Origin of the sequence: Micromonospora sp. D93 (genome assembly GCF_018070365.1) — a bacterium.
Classification (GTDB): domain Bacteria; phylum Actinomycetota; class Actinomycetes; order Mycobacteriales; family Micromonosporaceae; genus Micromonospora; species Micromonospora ureilytica.
Map to the genome: position 1 here is coordinate 198,263 of NZ_JAGPXW010000007.1, position 18,645 is coordinate 216,907.

Consider the following 18,645-nt stretch of genomic DNA (forward strand, 5'->3'; position numbering starts at 1 on the left):
TGTCTCCCAAGGGGGTCACCCGACGACCTGGACGGCGCCGGAAACTCCGGCGACGCAGCAGCACCGTCGGCTGCGTCGCGCGATCCGGGCCGAGCAGTGCGCCCGGATCACCCCTTCCTTCTTCCCTGTCGACGCGTCGGACAATCACACTTCGGTCTGGTTGCCCAGATTTGGCGCGAGGGGGACCACCGATCGCCGGGTCCGGTCAGCGCAGCGAGCCGGCCAGTTCGCGGAGTTCGTTGTCCCGGGCGTCGCCGATGACGATCACCGTGCGGATCGGCTCCAGCAGGACCAGGGCCTGCTGGTTTCCCCGGGCCGTGTAGAGCTGCCAGGTGTGCCCGGCCAGCTCGGTGGGGCCCTGCGGCTGGCCCTGACTGGTCAGCTCGGCGGGGAGCAGACGATCCGCCGGGACGCTGCTCTGCAGCAGTTGGACGCCCCTCCCCTCCGGGGTGAGGTAGCCGAGTCGCAGGTTCGCACCGCCCTCGACGGTCTGGTAGCGGGCGCTGACCGTCGTCCAGTCGGAGCCGAGCCCCTGCGGCTGGCTCACCGGAAAGACGTTCGCCGACCGGGCCTGCTCGATGGCGGGCGCCGGATCGACGGTCGTGGCCTGGTCACCGCCGAGGAATCCCCGGTAGAACGCCAGCAGGAGCGCGATCGGGACGAGCAGCACCAGCAACGAGATCGCCATGTCCTTCGGCGATCTCTCGGACTTGCCGGCCACCATTGGCGGCGGTGGGGTCGGGTCGGTCGCGGCGGGCTCGCCACCGTGGCCGGCGGGGACGTCGGCCGGCGGCTGACCGTCGGGCGGCGTGCGGTCGGCGGGTACGCGGTCGGCTGGCTGTGCTGGTTCCACCCCGCTATCTTCGCAGCCGCCCGACCGGCGGTATCCGGGCCATCACCGCCCCGCGCCGACGCCCGGTCGGCCATCGTGTGAGGATCAGCGACAAAGCCGGCAGTGGGGGCCTCCCCGCCGCCGGTCGTCCCCGCACCGTCGCGAGGAGGAGTAGCCGTCATGACGAACACCAGGACGCGGATCCCACAGGATCTCGACCGAAACCTTGCCCTCGACCTGGTCCGGGTCACCGAGGCCGCGGCGATGGCCGCCGGCCGGTGGGTCGGTCGGGGCGACAAGGAGGGCGGCGACGGGGCCGCTGTCGACGCGATGCGCAAGCTGATCAACTCGATCCAGATGCGCGGTGTGGTGGTGATCGGCGAGGGCGAGAAGGACAACGCCCCGATGCTCTTCAACGGCGAACACGTCGGCGACGGCTCGGGCCCGGAGGTGGACGTCGCCGTCGACCCGGTGGACGGCACCACCCTGATGAGCAAGGGCATGCCGAACGCCGTGGCGGTGCTCGCCGTCTCCGAGCGGGGCGCGATGTTCGATCCCAGCGCCGTGTTCTACATGGAGAAGCTCGCCGTCGGGCCGGCGTACGCCGACGTGATCGACATCAACGCCGGTGTGGCGGAGAACCTGCGCCGGATCGCCAAGGTCAAGGGCACCGACGTCTCCGAGGTGACAGTCTGCGTGCTGGACCGGAGCCGCCACGACGACCTGGTCGCGCAGATCCGCCGGACCGGGGCGGGGATCCGGTTCATCTCCGACGGCGACATCGCGGGCTCCATCGCGGCGGCCCGGGGCGAGTCGGACGTCGACGTGCTGATGGGCATCGGCGGCACCCCGGAGGGCATCATCTCCGCGTGCGCGTTGAAGTGCATGGGCGGTGCGATGCAGGCCAAGCTCTGGCCGCGCGACGAGCAGGAGCGGGAGAAGGCGATCGCCGCCGGGCACGACCTGGACCGGGTGCTGGGCACCGATGATCTTGTCACTGGCGACAACTGCTTCTTCGTGGCGACCGGGGTCACCTCCGGTGACCTGCTGCGCGGGGTGCGCTACCGGGCGGGCGGCGCGTACACCCAGTCGATCGTGATGCGCTCGAAGAGCGGCACGATCCGGGTGATCGACTCGTATCACCGGCTGGAGAAGCTGGCGCTCTACTCGGCTGTCGACTTCGATGGTCGTCCGCTGGCCGAACAGGAGTGACAGCCGCCGACACGGCGACCCCGCAGACCCTGTCGGCCGCCCGCCGGATCACCGGCGTCGCGCTGGCGTCGGCCTCCGGGGTCGCGGTGGCGGTGCAGTCGCGCATCAACGGCGAGCTGGGGGTACGCCTCGACGACGGTTTCGCCGCCGCGGTGGTGTCGTTCGGTATCGGCCTGCTGGTGCTGCTGGTGCTGGTGCCCGCGACCCCCGGCGGTCGGCGGGGGCTGGGCGCGACGCGCCGGGCCCTGCGGACGGGCGCGCTGCGGCCGTGGCAGTGCCTCGGCGGGATGTGCGGGGCGTTCCTGGTGGCCACCCAGGGGCTCACCATCGGCACGTTGGGCGTGGCGGTCTTCACAGTTGCGGTGGTCGCCGGCCAGACCGGGAGCAGCCTAGCCGTGGACCGGGCCGGGATAGGGCCGACCGGCAGGCAGCCGATCACCCGGCAGCGGCTGGCCGGCGCGGTGCTCACCGTGCTGGCGGTCGGCCTCGCGGTCGGCGACCGACTCGGCGACCCGGGCGCGCTGGCGCTGGCCCTGCTGCCGCTGCTCGCCGGGGTGGGCATCGCCTGGCAGCAGGCCGTCAACGGCCGGGTCCGGGCGGCGGCCGACAGCGCGTTGACCGCCACGCTCGTCAACTTCGCCGTCGGCACGGTCACCCTCCTCGTCGCGTTCGCGATCGACATCGCCGTACGCGGCTGGCCCGGCGGCCACCTGCCGAGCGAGCCGTGGCTCTACCTGGGTGGCCCGATCGGCATCGTGTTCATCACGATCGCCGCCGCGATCGTGCGGTTCACCGGTGTGCTGCTGCTCGGCCTGGCCACCATCGCCGGGCAGATCGTGGGCGCCGTCCTGCTCGACCTGATCCTCCCGACCGCGGCCTCGCACCCCGGCGTGAACACCCTGCTCGGGGCGGCGCTGACCATGGTGGCGGTGTTGATCGCCGCGCTCGCCCCGCCGGCCCGTCGCTGAAGCGTCGGACCGGCGACGGGAGGGCGCGGGTTCAGCGACGCAGGGCTTCGACGGTCTCCGCCAGCGCGCTTTCCAGCGGGGTGGGCTCGACACCCAGGGCCGCCGTGGCAGCGACCGACTCCATCAGGAATGGGCGATCGAACTGGTACGCGGTCTCCCGCAGTTCGCGGGTGAGAGGGCTGGCCAGGCCGCCCAGCCACAGCACCGGGTAGGGCATCCGGATGAGCCTCGGCACGGGCACGCCCGCCAATGCCGCCACGCGGGTGGCCAGCTCACGCATCGACGCGGCCGGCGCGCTCGGCACATGCCAGGCCCGACCCCAGGCCCGCGGGTCGGTGGCGGCGGCGACGAGGGTACGGGCGACGTCCGGGATGTACGTCCAGGTGTGCGGCGCGTCCCACTCGACAGGTAGGAAGACCCGCTGCCCGCCGAGCACCCGGGGCAGCGCCATCATCGCCAGCGAGGTGCCACCGACACCGAAGTAGTCCGAGCCGCGCACCTCGGTGACCTGAGCCCGACCGGCCCGGTGGGCGGCGAGCGCGTCGGCCCACATCCGGTTGCGTACCCGGCCCTTGGTGCCGGTCGCCGCGAGTGGGGTCTGCTCGGTCATCGGGCCGCCGACGGGTCCGTACCCGTAAAGGTTGCTGACCGTGGCGAGCACCGCGCCGGTCCGCTCGGCGGCGGCGAGCAGGGCACCGGCCAGCGGCGGCCAGTCGGTGGGCCAACGGTGGTAGGCCGGGTTCGCGCAGTTGTACAACGCCTGCGCGCCGTCGGTCAGCACGCTGAGCCGGTCGGCGTCGGCGGCGTCGGCGGCGATCCGTTCGATGGACGGGTGTTCCGGCCCGGCACCCCGGCGGCTGATCACCCGAACCCGCTCACCTCGGTCGGCGAGAAGGTGGGCGGTCGCGGTGCCGACCGGGCCGGTGCCGACGATCACGTGCAGTGCCATGGGGAACTCCCTGGAAGCGGCGATACGAGTCAAGAGCAGTGCTCTCGTTTGCTCGCTCAGCATGGCCCGCCGCCGCCACGACGTCAAGAGCGCCGCTCACTTTTTTGATCGGCGCTCCAATCAATGGCAGACTGATCCCATGCCCGCCTCCTCGATCCGTGCCAGGGTCCGCGCCGAAATGCTCGACGAGATCAAGGCGGTCGCCCGCCAACACCTCGCCACCGACGGTGCGAACCTCTCCCTCCGCGCGGTGGCTCGGGACATGGGCATGGTCTCGTCCGCCATCTACCGCTACTTTCCGAGCCGTGACGACCTGCTCACCGTGCTGATCATCGAGGCGTACGACGCACTTGGCGACGCGGTGGAGGCGGCCGCCGCCGGCCCCGACCGGCTCGACCTGCGCGCCCGGTGGCATGCGGCGTGCCGGGCGGCCCGGGACTGGGCACTCGCCCACCCGGCCGAGTACGCGCTTCTCTACGGCAGCCCGGTCCCCGGGTACGCCGCCCCTGACGACACCGTCGGCCCAGCCCAGCGCCCCCCGCTGACCCTTGTCGGCCTGCTTCGAGAAGGGCTGGAGAGCGGCCTGCTCAGCCCACCCCCCGCCGGTGAGCTGTCGACGCCGCTGCACGACGACCTGACCGAGCTGGCCGACGTGTTCTTCCCCGGCATTCCCCCCGCCCTGCTGGCCCGGGGCATGGCTGGCTGGACCCAACTCTTCGGGTTGATCAGCTTCGAGCTGTTCGGTCGACTCAACCGGAGTGTCGCGCATCGGGACGCGTACTTCGACCACCAGGTCGGGCTACTGGCCGACCTGATCGGCCTGCCCCAACCCCGCTGACGGATCGGGCACGGACGGCCCGAGCAGCGGATCTGGGGGTTCAGACGGGTACGGCGGGTCGGGCACCGCCGGCGGCCCCGGAGGGTAGGGCTGGTAGGGCGGGCGCGGTGGGTACCGACGCTCGAACACACGGGCCGGGTCGACAAGTCCGGCGATCCGGATTGCCAGCAACACCCCCGGCACCGCGCCCAACAGGGCGAGCGCGACCGCGAACCGGGTCTGCGGCGGAGTGCCGTACAGCCAACTGATGAGCGGGTGCGCCGTCCTGCGGTGTCGCGGAACCCGTCATCCCCTCAGGGTCCGGTCGACCCGTCTCGATCCGAACTCAGGTCGGCCTGGGTCCGATACCGACGCTCAGGCGGCGTCGGAGGAGTGCCCGGGGAAGAGGTGGGCGCTCGGGTCGATGGCCACCGCCGCGTTGTTGACCGCCGTCGCCGCCTCGCCGAAGCCGGTGGCGATCAACCGGACCTTGCCCGGGTACTCGGTGATGTCGCCCGCCGCGAAGACCCGGGGCAGGTTGGTGGCCATCGCGCTGTCCACCAGGATGTGGCGGCGGTCCAGCCGTAGCCCCCACTCGGCGAGGGGGCCCAGGTCGGCGGTGAAGCCGAGGGCGGCCACCACGGTGTCCACCGGCAACGTCTCGGTCTCGCCACCGCGCACGGTCACCTCGGCGCCGGTCACCGTGCCGTCCCCGAGCAGCCGGGTGACCTCGGCGTTGACCACGACCCGCACCGGCAGGGAGAGCACCCGGGCGACCGTCGAGGCGTGAGCCCGGAACTTCTCCCGTCGGTGCACCAGCGTCACCGACCGGGCCAGTGGTTGCAGGGCCAGCGCCCAGTCGAAGGCGGAGTCGCCGCCACCGACGATCAGCACGTCCCGACCGGTCAGCTCGGTCGGCTCGGTCACGAAGTAGACGATCCCCGAGCCGGGGGCGCCGTCGGCGCACGGCAACGGCCGGGGGCTGAAGCTGCCGAGCCCGCCGGTGACCACGACCGCGCCGCAGCCGAGCTGCTCGCCACCGGCCAGGCCGAGCACCGGGCGGCCGTCGGCGTACGCGAGCTTCTCCGCCCGGGTGCCGAGCAGGTACTGCGGACCGAACGGGGCTGCCTGGGCCACCAGGTTGGCCACCAGGTCGCGGCCCTTCACCGCGGGGAAGCCAGCGACGTCGAGGATCAGCTTCTCCGGGTACATGGCGGTGACCTGGCCGCCCGGCTCGGGCAGAGCGTCGATCACCGCCACCGACAGCCCCCGGAACCCGGCGTAGTACGCGGCGAAGAGGCCGGCCGGACCGGCCCCGATCACGGCGACATCGACCTCGCGCATGGCGTACCGTCGCTTCCCGCTTACGGATCAACGCGTGCTGATCCCGACCGTAGGCGGGCGGCGACGGTCGGGCAAGCATGTCCCAGAGGCGCGCCGGAGAATCGCCTCAGGGCAGGCTGAGCGTGGAACCCGAGTAGTCCGGTCCGTCGACGGCCGGTCGTCGCCGACGGAACAGGATCGCCGCCACCACCCCGCCGAGCAGGCCGAACAGGTGCCCCTGCCAGGAGATCCGCTCGTCGGTGGGGAGGATGCCGACCAGCTGCCAGCCGTAGAGCAGACCCACCAGGAGGAAGACCGCGAAGTTCCACCAGCTGCGCTCGATGATGCCCCGGGTGAGCAGGATGCCCAGGTAGCCGAAGATGACACCGCTGGCGCCGACCACCACCGAGTTGGGTGAACCGGTGAACCACACGCCGAGCCCGCTGACCAGGATGATGACCAGGGTCGACCAGAGGAACCGGCGGGTGCCGGCGGCGAGGACGAACGTGCCCAGCAGGATCAGCGGGATGCTGTTGCTGTAGAGGTGGTCGAAGCCGTGGTGCAGGAACGGGGAGAAGAAGACCCCGTCCAACCCGTCGATGCGTTGCGGGATGATGCCGGCGGTGGCGTCCAGGCCGAACGCGAGCCCCTGGTCGACCGCCTCGATGAGAAAGAGGAACGGGACCACCGCGCACATGGCGACGAACGCCCGGCCGAGCGCGGCGTAGAACGCCTCGGTGCCGAACCGGTACGGGTCGCCGCTTGACGGGTGCAGGGTCACTCCACAACTGCTATCAGCAAAAGCGGCTGACCGCCACTCACGTCCCGTACGAATTACCCGCGAAGGCGGGGCGGGTGGAGAGCCCCCTGCCCCGCCTTCGAAGGCCGTCAGTAGTGGTTGTTGTTCTGGAAGTAGGTCCAGGCGCCGCAGGGCGTCTTGTACTTGCCCTTGACGTAGTTCAGCCCCCACGTGATCTGGGTCGCCGGGTTGGTCTGCCAGTCGGACGCCACGGAGCTCATCTTGTTGCCCGGGTACGCCTGGGGAATGCCGTACGCGCCGGACGAGGAGTTGCGGGCCTTGTGGTTCCAGCCGCTCTCCTTGGTCCAGAGCTTCTCCAGGCAGGGGAACTCGGCGATACCGAAGCCCTTGGCGATCATCAGGGCGCAGCCGGTCTTGCGGTTGCCGCTGTACTCGGCGCAGGACGCCGGGATCGGCCCGTCGTACGGTTTGGCGGCCGCGTTGGCGGCGGCGCGCTCCCGCTTGCGGGACGCCGCGGCGGCCTCCGCCCGGCGGGCCCGCTCGGCGGCTTCCTTGGCGGCCTGCTTCGCCCGCAGCTTGGCCTGGTACTCGGCGGCCCGCTGCTTGGAGAACTGCACCTGGTGGGCGGCCTGCCGCTCGCGCTGCCACGCGAGGTCGGCTCGATCGACCTCGACGCTGACCTTGTCGGTCAGGCCCTGTTGCTGGGTTTCTCGGTCTTCGCCCAGGTAGAAGCCACCGGCAACGCCCACGGAGAGCAGCGCCACAGCAGCCGTACGGGCACCCAACCGGCTCCACAGCCGACTCACGAAGTGGTCCCTTCGTCGGGAGCAAGGACGTGGCGCGGGGCAGGCCACAGGTGGGCCGTCAGCCGTGCCACGAGCGCCCCGACCGGTTGCCGGTCGCGCCGACGCACCGACCTTCGCCGATGTCGCCCGTCTCGGGACGCTCGTGGGACACGATTGCGCACAGTGAGGCTGATGGGAAACCAACCAGACCGTTTGTGATCTGTGCCACACCAAAAATGCGGACAAAAGACCCTATAAGCCCCGAGTCAGATCGGGATGTCCTCCAGAAGGTCAGTGACCATAGCGGCGATCGGCGAGCGCTCCGAACGGCTGAGGGTGACATGCGCGAAGAGCGGATGACCCTTGAGCGCCTCGATCACAGCCGTCACCCCGTCATGCCGGCCGACCCGCAGATTGTCCCGCTGCGCCACGTCGTGGGTGAGCACCACCCGGGAGCCCTGCCCGATCCGGGACAGCACGGTCAACAGCACACCGCGTTCCAGCGACTGGGCCTCGTCCACGATCACGTAGGCGTCGTGCAGGCTGCGCCCCCGGATGTGGGTCAGCGGCAACACCTCCAGGATGCCCCGCGAGGTGACCTCCTCCAGCACGTTCTCGTGCACCACAGCGCCGAGCGTGTCGAAGACCGCCTGGGCCCACGGCGACATCTTCTCCGACTCCGAGCCCGGCAGGTAGCCCAACTCCTGGCCACCGACCGCGTACAGCGGGCGGAACACGATCACCTTCTTGTGCCGGCGGCGCTCCATCACCGCTTCCAGCCCGGCGCAGAGCGCCAGCGCCGACTTGCCGGTGCCGGCCCGGCCGCCCATCGAGACGATCCCGATCGCCTCGTCCAGCAGCAGGTCGAGAGCGATCCGCTGTTCGGCCGAACGGCCGTGCAGCCCGAACGCCTCCCGGTCGCCCCGGACCAGACGCACCGACTTGTCCGGCAGCACCCGACCGAGCGCGGAACCACGCCCCGAGTGCAGCACCAGACCGGTGTGGCAGGGCAGCCCGGCCGCCTCGTCGAGGTCGAGCGTCTCGCCGGCGTACAACTGGCCGATCTGCTCCTCGCTCAGCTCCATCTCCGACATGCCGGTCCAGGTCGGGTCGCTGGCCTGGCCGTGGCGGTACTCGTCGGCGCGCAGACCCACCGAGGCCGCCTTGACCCGCAACGGCATGTCCTTGCTGACCAGGGTCACCTCCCGACCCTCGGCGGCGAGGTTGAGCGCGACGGAGAGGATCCGGGCGTCGTTGCTCTCGGTGCGGAACCCGGGCGGCAGCACGCCGTCGTCGGTGTGGTTGAGCTCCACCCGCAGGGTGCCGCCGACGTCGTTGGCGGGCACCGGGCGGTCGAGTCGGCCATGCCGGACCCGCAGGTCGTCGAGCATTCGCAGCGACTGCCGGGCGAACCAGCCCAGCTCCGGATGGTGCCGCTTGCCTTCCAGCTCGGTGATGACCACCAGAGGCAGCACCACCTCATGCTCCGCGAACCGGTGGAATGCCGCCGGATCGGAGAGCAGCACCGACGTGTCCAGGACAAAGGCCTGGCCGGCTGGTCGTGGCTCCTTGGGGTCGGCCGGCGCGGCGGCCGCCGAACGGCGGCTCCTGGTGGCGCGGCGGGTCGTGGCAGTCGCGGCCGGGGTCTGGTCGGCACCGGCGGTGGTACGGCGAGTCGTCACAGGCCTGCTCCGACGGATGGGCACCCGCCACCCGTGTTCCGCCTCCTCCGGTGCCCGGGGACACGGGGTCGGATGCGGAACCCCATGCGCGAGGTCGCAGATCCGGGCGGACCGGCTGGCTCGGGAGAACCCCGTGCCATGCCTAGACGCTAGCCCCGCCGAACCTTCCCGGCTAGTGCCGAACGTGGATCTCCCAAGACGCGCTCACGAACAGCGCCGCGTCGACGCCCGCACCAGCCGAGAGGCATTGTCGCGAACGCGGCGGAACCGGCCGGGATGCATGCCCCCTGCGCGCATCCCGGCCGGTGGGGTCACCGTCACCGGTCTGACGTGACCCCGACGGTGCGTGTCCGCCGCGGACGACGCACCGCGTTCGTGGCGGCGGTCGGCGGGCGTGACCCGCCGACCGACCTCAACCGGTACGTCGAACGAGCGTTCCGGTCGGGTGCCGCCCGGTGATCGGGGCGGCCGGCGCGCTGAACGACGAGCCGGTGTACGTGGTGCCGGGGCGGGCGACGGCACCGGCGGAGCGGACCACCCCCGCGGGCGAGACCGAAAGGGCGGAGGCGATCGCCGCCTGGGCGTCCCGGCGACGCCGGTTCCAGGCGCCCCGGTCACCGTCGAAGTAGCCCTGTCGGTAACCGAAGCGGTAGCCGATGCGGTAGCTGAGCTGCCCGTGCAGCCGACCGGCCGCGTAGCTGGTGGCACCGAGCACCAGGACGAGGAACACAGCGAGAAACGGGCTCATCGGGCAGCTCCGGCCCAGCCGGGACGCCAGGTCATCGCTCCTCCGGCTCGATCGTTGTGGGGTCGGCGACGAGCAGCCGGTCCAGGTCGTCGGTGCTGACCTCCTCGACCAGCTCGACGCTGATCCGGCAGCCGTCCAGCACGACTTCGGCCACTGAGGAACGGCGGATCTCGCCGCCGGCGTCGTAGACCCGGACGCTCAGCTCGGGGCAGCCGAGATGGGTACGCCAGGCGTTCCACTCGGAACGATCGCCGACGCTCAGCGACAGGTAGCGGCAGCCTCGGGCCAGGTAGAGGCGCCAGGGGGCGGTCAGCCCCGCGGCGACCCCCTCGGCGATCAGCCCGAAGGCCTGGGCGCGGGTGGCGAGCTCGGTCACCACGACCCCCTGGCACCGGGGGCGTGACGCATGTGAGCACCAATCGTCTCATGCACGTGACACACCGTAGATTGTCCCATGGGCGTGACAGTATCAGCTTTTCGTCCGCTTACGTTTACCACTACGTTCATCTATTCTGCCCGCGTGACACCCCTCAACAGTGGCACTGACTCGTTTACCGGAAATCCGAATCCCCCGTCACGTCTGCGTGACAGTGGCGAGCCGGGGCGCACACCCGCGCTCGGCTGGCCGTACCGTCACGGAGTGACCGAGACGGCCAATGCGCGGAAGATCGCCTTCGCCACCTTCGTCCGGCGGGCCCTGGACGAGGCACGGGCGACCCGAGCCTGGAGCGGCACCGAGGTGTCCCGGCGCACCGGCGTCTCCCGGCAGACCATCAACCGCTGGGTCCGGGGCGACTGGGCCAGCGACCCGGAGGCCGAGCGGGTGGTCGCCTTCTGCGAGGGGCTGGGGCTGAACCCGGCTGCCGCCTTCGCCGCGCTCGGTTGGGACCGCACCGCGGCCGGCCCCCGCACCGGCCAGCCCGCCCCTCCGATGGACCCCGACGTGGAGGCGCTGCTCCGCCGTCTGGTCGATCCCCAGGTGTCGGACGCGGAGAAGTTCCACATCCGCGAAACGATCAGATATCTCGCATACCGCCCAACGTTGCCGGTCGATGTCCGAAAAAGGGGCAATCAGGCAGGCTAGTTCCTCAGATAGCGAAAGAACGCCTGGTCAGGTTCATTCGTTTGCCTCCGGGGCTGGAACGGGCACGCTAGCGTCCCTATTCGTACTGCTTGGGCTCGTCATCGGCGGGGGGACGGGACAAGGCCGAACCCAGCCCTGCGGGACAGAAGGAGGGGTCTGTCCATGACCCTGAAGTGGTTGGCAGTCGTGGTCGCAACGGTGTCGGTGACACTGTGGGCGACCGGCAACACAGTGACCCTCGCGGTCGACGGCGGGCAGCTTCCGCTGCTCGTCAACCTCTTTGCGCTCACCACCGCCGGCACCGCGGTCGTCCTGGCCGTCGTCGCCGAGCTGCACGAGCGTCTGAACAACCGAATCAGCGCGCTCACCGAGTTCCTGGTGGCACGACTCAACGAGATCGAGAACCACACCGGCGACCGCAACACCGGGTTCGTGGAGGGCTACCTGTTGAGCCACGGCCAGGAGGCGGCGGTGGTGCCGTTCGGCCGCCGCGGACGAGGAGCCGCCGAACGCTGATCGCCTACCGCCAAACGGGTCCGCTCGGCCAGGAATGAGCCGGGATCGCCGGGGTACGCTGACGCGCGTGCCGCCGTTGAATCTGGGCAATCAGCAGCCGAAAACCCCGTTGAACGCCGACCAGGCCTGGCAGATAACCGCCAGCCGGGCGGCCGGGACCGTGCTCTTCTTCGACTTCGACGGCACGCTCGCGCCCGTCGACGACGATCCGACAGCGGTACGCCCGGCTCCCAAGGCGTTGGCCGCGATCGAGGCGCTCGCCCCGGTCGTGCAGCGGGTGGCGATCGTCTCCGCCCGACCCGTCGAGTTCCTTCGGGATCAGCTCGGCGGGCTCGCTGGCGTGGACCTCTACGGCCTCTACGGGCTGGAGCACAGCCACTCCGGCGGGGAGACCGTCACCGAACCGGCCGCGCTGCCCTGGGTGCCGACCATGGAGGAGCTGGCCGACCTGGCTCGGGTGGAGCTGCCGCCCGGCACGCTCGTGGAGTACAAGCGGCTCTCGGTCGCGCTGCACTGGCGTACCGCGCCGCAACTCGGCCCGACCGTGCAGCAGTGGGGGCAGGCGCAGGCCGACCGTCTGGGCTTGCGTTCGCAGGCCGGGCGGATGGTGCTGGAGCTCAAGCCGCCGGTCGACCGGGACAAGGGCATGGTGATCGGCGAGGCGATCAAGGGCGCCACCGGCGCCTGGTACTTCGGCGACGACGTCTCCGACATCAAGGCCTTCGCCGCGCTGCGCGCTCGTGCCGCCGCCGATCCGGACTTCCTCGGCGTCTGCGTGGCCGTGGCCAACCCGGAGACCGGACACGAGGTGGCCAACGCCGCCGACCTGACGATCGAGTCGCCGGCCGCCCTGGGCGACTTCCTCACCCGGGCGCTGACGCACCTGCCCTGAACTGACCTGACTCCGGCGGCGACCGACGACGTCGCCGCCGGGTCAGACGCCGTAGCGGCGTTGTCTGGTGGCGTACGAGCGCAGGGCCCGCAGGAAGTCGATGTGCCGGAAATCCGGCCAGTTGAGTTCGCAGAAGTAGAACTCCGAGTGCGCGGACTGCCAGAGCATAAAACCGGACAACCGCTGCTCACCACTGGTACGGATGACCAGGTCCGGATCGGGCTGGCCCCGGGTGTAGAGGTGCTCGGCGATGTGCTCGACGTCCAGCACCTCGGCCAACTCCTCGAGCGTGCCGCCGGTGGCGGCGTGCTCCAGCAGCAGCGAACGAACCGCGTCGGTGATCTCCCGGCGACCGCCGTAGCCCACCGCGATGTTGACCTCCGCGCCTCCGGTGCGCTCGCGGGTGCGTTCCTCGGCGCCCTTGAGCGCCGCCGCGGTCTGCGCCGGCAGCAGGTCGAGCGCCCCGACGATGCGCAGCCGCCAGGGGTTGCCCTCCTCGGAGAGCTCCACCACCAGGTCCTCAATGATCTTGAGGAGTGGGTCCAGCTCAGCGGCCGGACGGCGCAGGTTGTCGGTGGCCAGCAGGTAGAGGGTCACGTGCCCGACACCGGCCTGGTCACACCAGCCGAGGACATGCTTGATCTTCGCCGCGCCGACGCGGTGACCGTCGTTCGGGTCGACGAAGCCCATCTCCCTCGCCCATCGGCGGTTGCCGTCGCACATCACCCCGACGTGCCGGGGCACCGGCTTACCCGCGAGCTTCGCCGTGAGCCGGCGCTCGTACACGGAGTAGATAAGGTCCCGCAGCGTCATCACCTAGCAGCGTAGCGACCCTTCAGGCAGTTCACTGCCTCGGAGCCCCATCCCCGCCGCCCAGACCGATGCCGATCATTGCGAGCGTACGACCGGTGAGGCGTCCGTCACCCAGCCCCAGCTCGACCACGTCGTAGAACACGCGGTCGTCCCGACGGGCCGCCCGGACCGCCGCGTCCACCACCCGGCGACGCCTGGCCAACCAGGCCGCGACCGAACTGTGCCGCAGGTGGGTGCCGAGGCGGCGACGCAACCCGTGGGCGTAGCGGCCAGCCGCGCCCTCGGGCGACCGGGCCGCCGCCGACCCGGCGAGCGCACCGGAGAGCAGCGCGTAGAAGATCCCCTCCCCGGTGAACGGATTGATCAGTGACAGCGCGTCGCCGGCCAGCAACAGGCGCCCTCGCCCCGGCGCCGGCCGGTGGGTCGAGAGCGGCAGATGATGGGCGCGCAACGCCGTCACGGTCGCCAGGTCGGTGCCGGGCAGCAGCGCGGCCAACCGGTCCAGCAGGTACGCGCGGCTCAGCGGCTCACCGCGCAGGACCTCCCCGTACCCGACGTTCGCCCGCCCGTCGCCGATCGGAAACGACCAGGCGTACGCCGGCCAGCGCGCCTTCGAGGTGACGATGAGCTGCTCGGACGGGCCGGGCAGAGCCGGGGCGTACCCCCGGATGGCCAGCGCGAGGTGCCGGTCGGGGTTCTGCGGATGACCGAGCGCCCGACGTACCACCGAGCCGGCGCCGTCCGCGCCGATCACCACCCGGCCGGACACCTGCCCGTCGAGCACCACCCGGTCGGCACGCGGCTCGACCTGGCGCACGGTGTGCCGGCGCAGCTGCGCGCCGGCGGCCACGGCGGCCGTCACCAGCCGCGCGTCGAAGACCTCCCGGGGCACCGTGTACGCGGGTCTGGGCAGCGCCCGGGCCACCGCGCCGCCACCCGGAGCGATCATGCGTAATGCCGGCAGTGGCGCGTAGCCTGCCACCGCCTCGGGCACCCCCAGCTCGGTGAGCACGTCCACCGAGTGCGCGGCGATCCCGTCACCACATGCCTTGTCCCGCGGAAAGTCGGCCCGGTCCAGCAGCAGCACGCTGGCACCCGCCCGGCGCGCCGTCAGCGCGGCAGCCGCCCCGGCCGGCCCCGCTCCCACCACCACCACGTCGAACTCGTCACCCACCGCGCGCCTCCCTCCGGTCCGACGCGGCGCGGCCGCTCCCGCCGGGCGAACCGGTCGGCCCTGCGGCCGGCCGCCCCGACGATGTCCGCGGCTGCCCCGACGCCGACCGCTGTGACCGACGCCACCCGCCATCCTGCCCCCTGCCCGCCCGCGAAGACCGCTCCCGCACTGGGCCGGGTGGTCTCACCCACCTCCTTTGCTCTGCACCCGCGGACGCGACGGTTACCGTCCGCGACTGTCGCCTATCGGGGTGCAGAGCAAAGGGAGGGTGCAAGCAACGGGAGGGGATGGGCAGGGACTGGGTGGCGTCGGCCGCCGGGTCGGCACCCAGCGGCGTCGGTGCGGGGCCCCGCCGCAGTCAGGGTTGGGGTTCAGGGTGGGGGGCGCGGGCGGCGCGGCGTAGGCCGTAGAGGGTCAGCCCGGCCGCCGCGAGCAGCGGGGCGCCGTCGCGGATCAGGCCGTCCACGCCCAGCAGCCACCAGCACAACGGCAGATCCACGGCGAGTACGGCCACCGTGACGACGACCAGCAGGCCACGCGCCCAGTCCTTGCCCCGCATCAGGAACGCGGTGCAGAACAGCACCGCGTAGCTGGCCGTGATGCCCGCGGCGAACCAGAACAGCACGGCCGGAACGGCGGTCAGTCGACCATCCAGGATGGAACCCCCGGCCACCAGGGCCGGCACCAGCATCAGCGGGCTGTAGGTGAAGGCCGCCACCCGGCTGGTCAACAACCAGGCGCTGGCCTGTGGTCGGCGTGGAGGGGTCTCCCGCCAGGAGATGCCGTCCCGGTCGATGACGAGGCGTGGACGGTGCCGGACCAGGTGCCCGGCCACCGCCGACGAGCGGTAGAGCAGCCAGACCACCGACACACAGAGAGCCGTGAGGATCGCGAAGCCGAGCAGGCCGGGCAGCGGCGGCACCCCCTGCCGGGGCACGATGAGCCGGCCGACCGCGAAGATCGTGGTGACCGCGAGGATCAGCCCGAACGGGCGGGCCGCCGTACGACCCCGGCGCACGTGCCCGATCAGCAGCAGGAAGCCGAACGAGCGCAGCATTGCCCAGCCGGTCCGTACGGCCAGCCCGAAGCCCTGCTCCGGGGCGTACCACCAGTTGAGCAGCTCGACCACGACGGTGGCCGCCGCCGTCGTCGCCAGCAGGATGGTGAGCAGCCGGACGGCGGACGGCCGCCGGACCTGGGTCTCGGCGGCCGTCGTCATGAAATCCGATGTTGCCCGCAGGGGGCCGTCTTCACACCTAGCGCTGCGGCTGCGCGGCGTCGAGGCGCGCGCGCAACGCGTCCAACTCGGCCCAGAGCACGCCGGGCAGCTTGTCACCGAACTTCTCGAACCACTCGGTGATCATCGGCAGCTCGTTACGCCACTCGTCCGGGTCGACCTTCAGGGCGATCCGAACGTCCTCCGGGGTCATGTCCAGGCCCTCGACGTCCAGGGCGTCCGGCGCGGGCACCATGCCGACCGGCGTCTCGACCGCGTCGGCCGTGCCCTCGATCCGCTCGACGACCCACTTGAGCACTCGGGAGTTCTCCCCGAAGCCCGGCCAGAGGAACGAACCGTCCGGGTCCTTGCGGAACCAGTTGACGTAGTAGATCTTCGGCAGCTTCGCCTCGTCGCCGTCGGTGCCCTTGCCCATCTCGATCCAGTGCCGGAAGTAGTCACCGGCGTGGTAGCCGATGAACGGCAGCATCGCCATCGGATCCCGCCGGACCACGCCGACGGCGCCGGACGCGGCGGCGGTCGTCTCCGAGGAGAGCGTGGCGCCCATGTAGACGCCGTGCACCCAGTCGCGGGCCTCGGTCACCAGCGGGACGGTGTCCTTGCGGCGTCCGCCGAAGAGGATCGCGTCGATCGGCACGCCGTTCGGGTCGAAGTACTCGTCGGCGAGGATCGGGCACTGGGTGATCGGGGTGCAGAATCGGCTGTTCGCGTGCGAGGACAGGCCGTCGCTCTCCGGCGTCCAGTCGTTGCCCTTCCAGTCGATCAGGTGCGCGGGCGGCTCACCCATGCCCTCCCACCAGACGTCGCCGTCGTCAGTGAGGCCGACGTTGGTGAAGACGGAGTTGCCCCGGTCCAGGGTGCGCATGGCGTTGGCGTTGGTCTTCCAGTCGGTGCCGGGCGCCACACCGAACAGCCCGTACTCCGGGTTGACCGCGTAGAGGCGGCCGTCCGGGCCGAACCGCATCCAGGCGATGTCGTCGCCGATGGTCTCGACCTTCCAGCCGGGGATCGTCGGCTCCACCATGGCGAGGTTGGTCTTGCCGCAGGCAGACGGGAACGCTCCGGCGATGTGGTAGGTCTTGCCCTCCGGTGAGGTGATCTTGAGGATCAGCATGTGCTCGGCGAGCCAGCCCTCGTCCCGGCCCATCACGCTGGCGATCCGCAGCGAGTAGCACTTCTTGCCCAGCAGCGAGTTGCCGCCGTAACCCGAGCCGTACGACCAGATCTCCCGGCTCTCCGGGAAGTGCGAGATGTACTTGGTGTCGTTGCACGGCCAGGCGACATCCTGCTGGCCGGGGGCGAGCGGGGCGCCGATCGAGTGCAGCGCGTGCACGAAGTCCGCGTCGTCGCCCATGGCCTCAAGGACCCGGGTGCCCATCCGCGTCATGATGCGCATCGAGGCGACCACGTACGGGCTGTCGGTGATCTCGACACCGAACATCGGGGACTCGGCCTCGACCGGGCCCATGACGAACGGGATGACGTACATGGTGCGACCGCGCATCGAGCCCCGGTACAAATCCGTCATCGTCCGCTTCATCTCGGCCGGCGCCATCCAGTTGTTGGTGGGGCCGGCGTCCGCCTCGTCGACGGAACAGATGTAGGTGCGCTCCTCGACCCGGGCGACGTCCGTCGGGTCGGTGCGCGCGTAGAACGAGTTGGGCTTCTTCTCGGGGTTGAGCCGGATCAGTGTGCCGGCCTCGACCAGCTCATCGGTGAGGCGGCGCCACTCGTCGTCGGATCCGTCCACCCAGACGACACGGTCGGGGGTGGTCAGTTCCGCGACCTCACGGACCCAGGCGAGCAGTTTCGGATGGGACGTCGGGGCCTGATCGATACCCCGCACAACAGCCGGAGCAACCATGACACATCTCCTTGTGGTCGACGCTGACCGATCTATGGGATGCACGAGACTCGGCGGCGCGATGCGTCGCCTTCGTGGAAACCTGGGATTGGCCTCAGCGTAAACCGGGCAGCCTTCCGAGTCAGTGGGACAGGTTGTGAAGAACTGCACAAGCTACGGCCTCGCTGCGGCATCACGAGCTGATACCCGCTTTCTCGCGCAGTTTCACGCAAATCTTGTTGTGCACCCCGGCGGACGCTTGTTGCGGTCGGGCCGTGGACCTGCCCCGCCGACCGGTGCGGGGATTCCCGTTCCGCAGCGGCTCAGTCCTCCCAATTCGTTACGCTCCGTGCAACGGTTACGCACGCGGCGCTGGACCCTCCGGGAGACCACGCCCGCTTGCCGTTGCTACCCCTGTGACTGGCCGGCAGCCGGTAGGCTCCCCTCCGTGGCCGCCACGATGACCGGGGAACAACCGGGTCCCCGGCAGACCCGACGGGGTCTCGTCGGCATGCTGCTCGACCGCTTCGGTCACCTCCTCCACGAGATGAGCAAGTTCGCCACGGTGGGTGGTTTCGCCTTCCTCGTCGACTTCGCGCTCTTCAACTACCTGACGAGCAAGCACGGCGTCGAAGAGTTGACCGCGAAGACGATCTCCACCGTGATCGCGGCCTCCGTCGCCTTCGTAGGCAACCGGTTCTGGACGTGGCGACACCGCCAGCGCAACAACGCGGCCCGCGAGTACGCGCTCTTCTTCTTCTTCAACGCGGTCGGTCTCGGCATCACGGTCGCCTGCCTCGCGCTCAGCCGCTACGGGCTCGGAGCCATCTGGCCGGCCGTGTTCCAGACGCGCCTGGCGGACAACCTGGCCAGCTACATCGTCGGCACCGGGTTCGCCACGCTGTTCCGATTCTGGTCGTACCGGCGGTTCGTCTTCGTCGAAGCGGGAACCCCGACCGTTCCGCAGGTGAATCCCGACCGTGACCACGAGGCGTGACCTGCCGCCCAAC

19 protein-coding genes are annotated in these 18,645 nt (G+C 70.9%); 7 read left to right on the forward strand and 12 right to left on the reverse strand.

Translation table 11 applies throughout. The features are described 5' to 3' along the window. Window positions 1-205 precede the first annotated feature (205 nt). Window positions 206-853, reverse strand: coding sequence for a DUF4245 domain-containing protein (locus KBX71_RS11720; RefSeq protein WP_210817955.1), 648 nt, complete (start codon window positions 851-853; stop codon window positions 206-208). A 159-nt stretch (window positions 854-1,012) separates the two neighbouring features. Between KBX71_RS11720 and glpX the strand changes: the two genes are divergently transcribed. Next, window positions 1,013-2,044 carry a class II fructose-bisphosphatase gene (glpX, locus tag KBX71_RS11725; RefSeq protein WP_210817956.1) on the forward strand — a complete coding sequence of 344 codons (1,032 nt, stop codon included), beginning with the start codon at window positions 1,013-1,015 and terminating at the stop codon, window positions 2,042-2,044. After that, on the forward strand, window positions 2,041-3,012 hold the full coding sequence (locus KBX71_RS11730; RefSeq protein ID WP_307847046.1) for a DMT family transporter: 972 nt from the start codon (window positions 2,041-2,043) through the stop codon (window positions 3,010-3,012). Before glpX ends, KBX71_RS11730 begins: the two co-directional genes overlap by 4 nt. 31 nt (window positions 3,013-3,043) lie before the next feature. On the opposite strand, the gene KBX71_RS11735 is transcribed toward KBX71_RS11730, so the two are convergent. Beyond that, window positions 3,044-3,961: an NAD-dependent epimerase/dehydratase family protein gene (locus KBX71_RS11735; protein WP_210817957.1), complete on the reverse strand. Its 918-nt coding sequence runs from the start codon at window positions 3,959-3,961 to the stop codon at window positions 3,044-3,046. Window positions 3,962-4,100: 139 nt separating this feature from the next. On the opposite strand from KBX71_RS11735, the gene KBX71_RS11740 reads away from it, so the two are divergent. After that, window positions 4,101-4,799: a TetR/AcrR family transcriptional regulator gene (locus KBX71_RS11740; protein WP_210817958.1), complete on the forward strand. Its 699-nt coding sequence runs from the start codon at window positions 4,101-4,103 to the stop codon at window positions 4,797-4,799. Window positions 4,800-5,153: 354 nt separating this feature from the next. Here KBX71_RS11740 and KBX71_RS11745 read toward each other — a convergent pair whose 3' ends face one another. From KBX71_RS11745 to KBX71_RS11770, 6 genes are all read right to left on the reverse strand, one after another. Then, a complete protein-coding gene (locus tag KBX71_RS11745; RefSeq protein WP_210817959.1) occupies window positions 5,154-6,122 on the reverse strand; it encodes an NAD(P)/FAD-dependent oxidoreductase in 969 nt (322 codons plus the stop codon). Between the two features lie 106 nt (window positions 6,123-6,228). Next, entirely contained in the window at window positions 6,229-6,882 is a 654-nt protein-coding gene (locus tag KBX71_RS11750; RefSeq protein WP_124819572.1) for a rhomboid family intramembrane serine protease, read from the reverse strand. 107 nt (window positions 6,883-6,989) lie between these two features. Continuing rightward, the gene (locus KBX71_RS11755) at window positions 6,990-7,667 is read right to left on the reverse strand and encodes a lytic transglycosylase domain-containing protein (protein ID WP_210817960.1); all 678 of its coding nucleotides are present in this window, start codon (window positions 7,665-7,667) and stop codon (window positions 6,990-6,992) included. Between the two features lie 245 nt (window positions 7,668-7,912). Beyond that, on the reverse strand, window positions 7,913-9,328 hold the full coding sequence (locus KBX71_RS11760; protein ID WP_210817961.1) for a PhoH family protein: 1,416 nt from the start codon (window positions 9,326-9,328) through the stop codon (window positions 7,913-7,915). A 412-nt stretch (window positions 9,329-9,740) separates the two neighbouring features. After that, complete coding sequence (locus KBX71_RS11765; RefSeq protein WP_030328854.1) at window positions 9,741-10,076, reverse strand: hypothetical protein; 336 nt, start codon at window positions 10,074-10,076, stop codon at window positions 9,741-9,743. A gap of 31 nt (window positions 10,077-10,107) precedes the next feature. After that, window positions 10,108-10,452: a hypothetical protein gene (locus KBX71_RS11770; protein WP_124819580.1), complete on the reverse strand. Its 345-nt coding sequence runs from the start codon at window positions 10,450-10,452 to the stop codon at window positions 10,108-10,110. A 264-nt stretch (window positions 10,453-10,716) separates the two neighbouring features. On the opposite strand from KBX71_RS11770, the gene KBX71_RS11775 reads away from it, so the two are divergent. The 3 genes from KBX71_RS11775 to otsB all read left to right on the forward strand — a co-directional run bounded on the left by KBX71_RS11775 (window position 10,717) and on the right by otsB (window position 12,568). Beyond that, window positions 10,717-11,160: an XRE family transcriptional regulator gene (locus KBX71_RS11775; RefSeq protein ID WP_124819581.1), complete on the forward strand. Its 444-nt coding sequence runs from the start codon at window positions 10,717-10,719 to the stop codon at window positions 11,158-11,160. Window positions 11,161-11,322: 162 nt separating this feature from the next. Then, window positions 11,323-11,676, forward strand: coding sequence for a hypothetical protein (locus KBX71_RS11780; protein ID WP_124819583.1), 354 nt, complete (start codon window positions 11,323-11,325; stop codon window positions 11,674-11,676). 67 nt (window positions 11,677-11,743) lie between these two features. Further along, window positions 11,744-12,568 (forward strand): trehalose-phosphatase, encoded by an 825-nt coding sequence (gene otsB, locus KBX71_RS11785; protein WP_196928355.1) that lies wholly within the window; start codon window positions 11,744-11,746, stop codon window positions 12,566-12,568. A gap of 42 nt (window positions 12,569-12,610) precedes the next feature. On the opposite strand, the gene KBX71_RS11790 is transcribed toward otsB, so the two are convergent. The 4 genes from KBX71_RS11790 to KBX71_RS11805 all read right to left on the reverse strand — a co-directional run bounded on the left by KBX71_RS11790 (window position 12,611) and on the right by KBX71_RS11805 (window position 17,656). After that, the gene (locus KBX71_RS11790; protein WP_124819587.1) at window positions 12,611-13,381 is read right to left on the reverse strand and encodes an isoprenyl transferase; all 771 of its coding nucleotides are present in this window, start codon (window positions 13,379-13,381) and stop codon (window positions 12,611-12,613) included. A gap of 31 nt (window positions 13,382-13,412) precedes the next feature. Further along, the gene (locus KBX71_RS11795) at window positions 13,413-14,555 is read right to left on the reverse strand and encodes an NAD(P)/FAD-dependent oxidoreductase (protein WP_210817962.1); all 1,143 of its coding nucleotides are present in this window, start codon (window positions 14,553-14,555) and stop codon (window positions 13,413-13,415) included. Window positions 14,556-14,913: 358 nt separating this feature from the next. Continuing rightward, complete coding sequence (locus KBX71_RS11800; protein ID WP_210817963.1) at window positions 14,914-15,774, reverse strand: hypothetical protein; 861 nt, start codon at window positions 15,772-15,774, stop codon at window positions 14,914-14,916. Between the two features lie 37 nt (window positions 15,775-15,811). Continuing rightward, window positions 15,812-17,656 carry a phosphoenolpyruvate carboxykinase (GTP) gene (locus tag KBX71_RS11805; protein ID WP_210817964.1) on the reverse strand — a complete coding sequence of 615 codons (1,845 nt, stop codon included), beginning with the start codon at window positions 17,654-17,656 and terminating at the stop codon, window positions 15,812-15,814. Between the two features lie 136 nt (window positions 17,657-17,792). Between KBX71_RS11805 and KBX71_RS34815 the strand changes: the two genes are divergently transcribed. Beyond that, window positions 17,793-18,632 carry a GtrA family protein gene (locus KBX71_RS34815; RefSeq protein WP_210817997.1) on the forward strand — a complete coding sequence of 280 codons (840 nt, stop codon included), beginning with the start codon at window positions 17,793-17,795 and terminating at the stop codon, window positions 18,630-18,632. Window positions 18,633-18,645 lie beyond the last annotated feature (13 nt).

What these genes read in the sequence shown, in the direction of transcription:
- glpX (WP_210817956.1), top strand. Translation starts at nt 1,013, where the DNA reads ATGACGAACACCAGGACGCGGATCCCACAGGATCTCGACCGAAACCTT.
- KBX71_RS11735 (WP_210817957.1), bottom strand. Translation starts at nt 3,961, where the DNA reads ATGGCACTGCACGTGATCGTCGGCACCGGCCCGGTCGGCACCGCGACC.
- KBX71_RS11740 (WP_210817958.1), top strand. Translation starts at nt 4,101, where the DNA reads ATGCCCGCCTCCTCGATCCGTGCCAGGGTCCGCGCCGAAATGCTCGAC.
- KBX71_RS11745 (WP_210817959.1), bottom strand. Translation starts at nt 6,122, where the DNA reads ATGCGCGAGGTCGATGTCGCCGTGATCGGGGCCGGTCCGGCCGGCCTC.
- KBX71_RS11765 (WP_030328854.1), bottom strand. Translation starts at nt 10,076, where the DNA reads ATGAGCCCGTTTCTCGCTGTGTTCCTCGTCCTGGTGCTCGGTGCCACC.
- KBX71_RS11780 (WP_124819583.1), top strand. Translation starts at nt 11,323, where the DNA reads ATGACCCTGAAGTGGTTGGCAGTCGTGGTCGCAACGGTGTCGGTGACA.
- KBX71_RS11790 (WP_124819587.1), bottom strand. Translation starts at nt 13,381, where the DNA reads ATGACGCTGCGGGACCTTATCTACTCCGTGTACGAGCGCCGGCTCACG.
- KBX71_RS11800 (WP_210817963.1), bottom strand. Translation starts at nt 15,774, where the DNA reads ATGACGACGGCCGCCGAGACCCAGGTCCGGCGGCCGTCCGCCGTCCGG.
- KBX71_RS11805 (WP_210817964.1), bottom strand. Translation starts at nt 17,656, where the DNA reads ATGGTTGCTCCGGCTGTTGTGCGGGGTATCGATCAGGCCCCGACGTCC.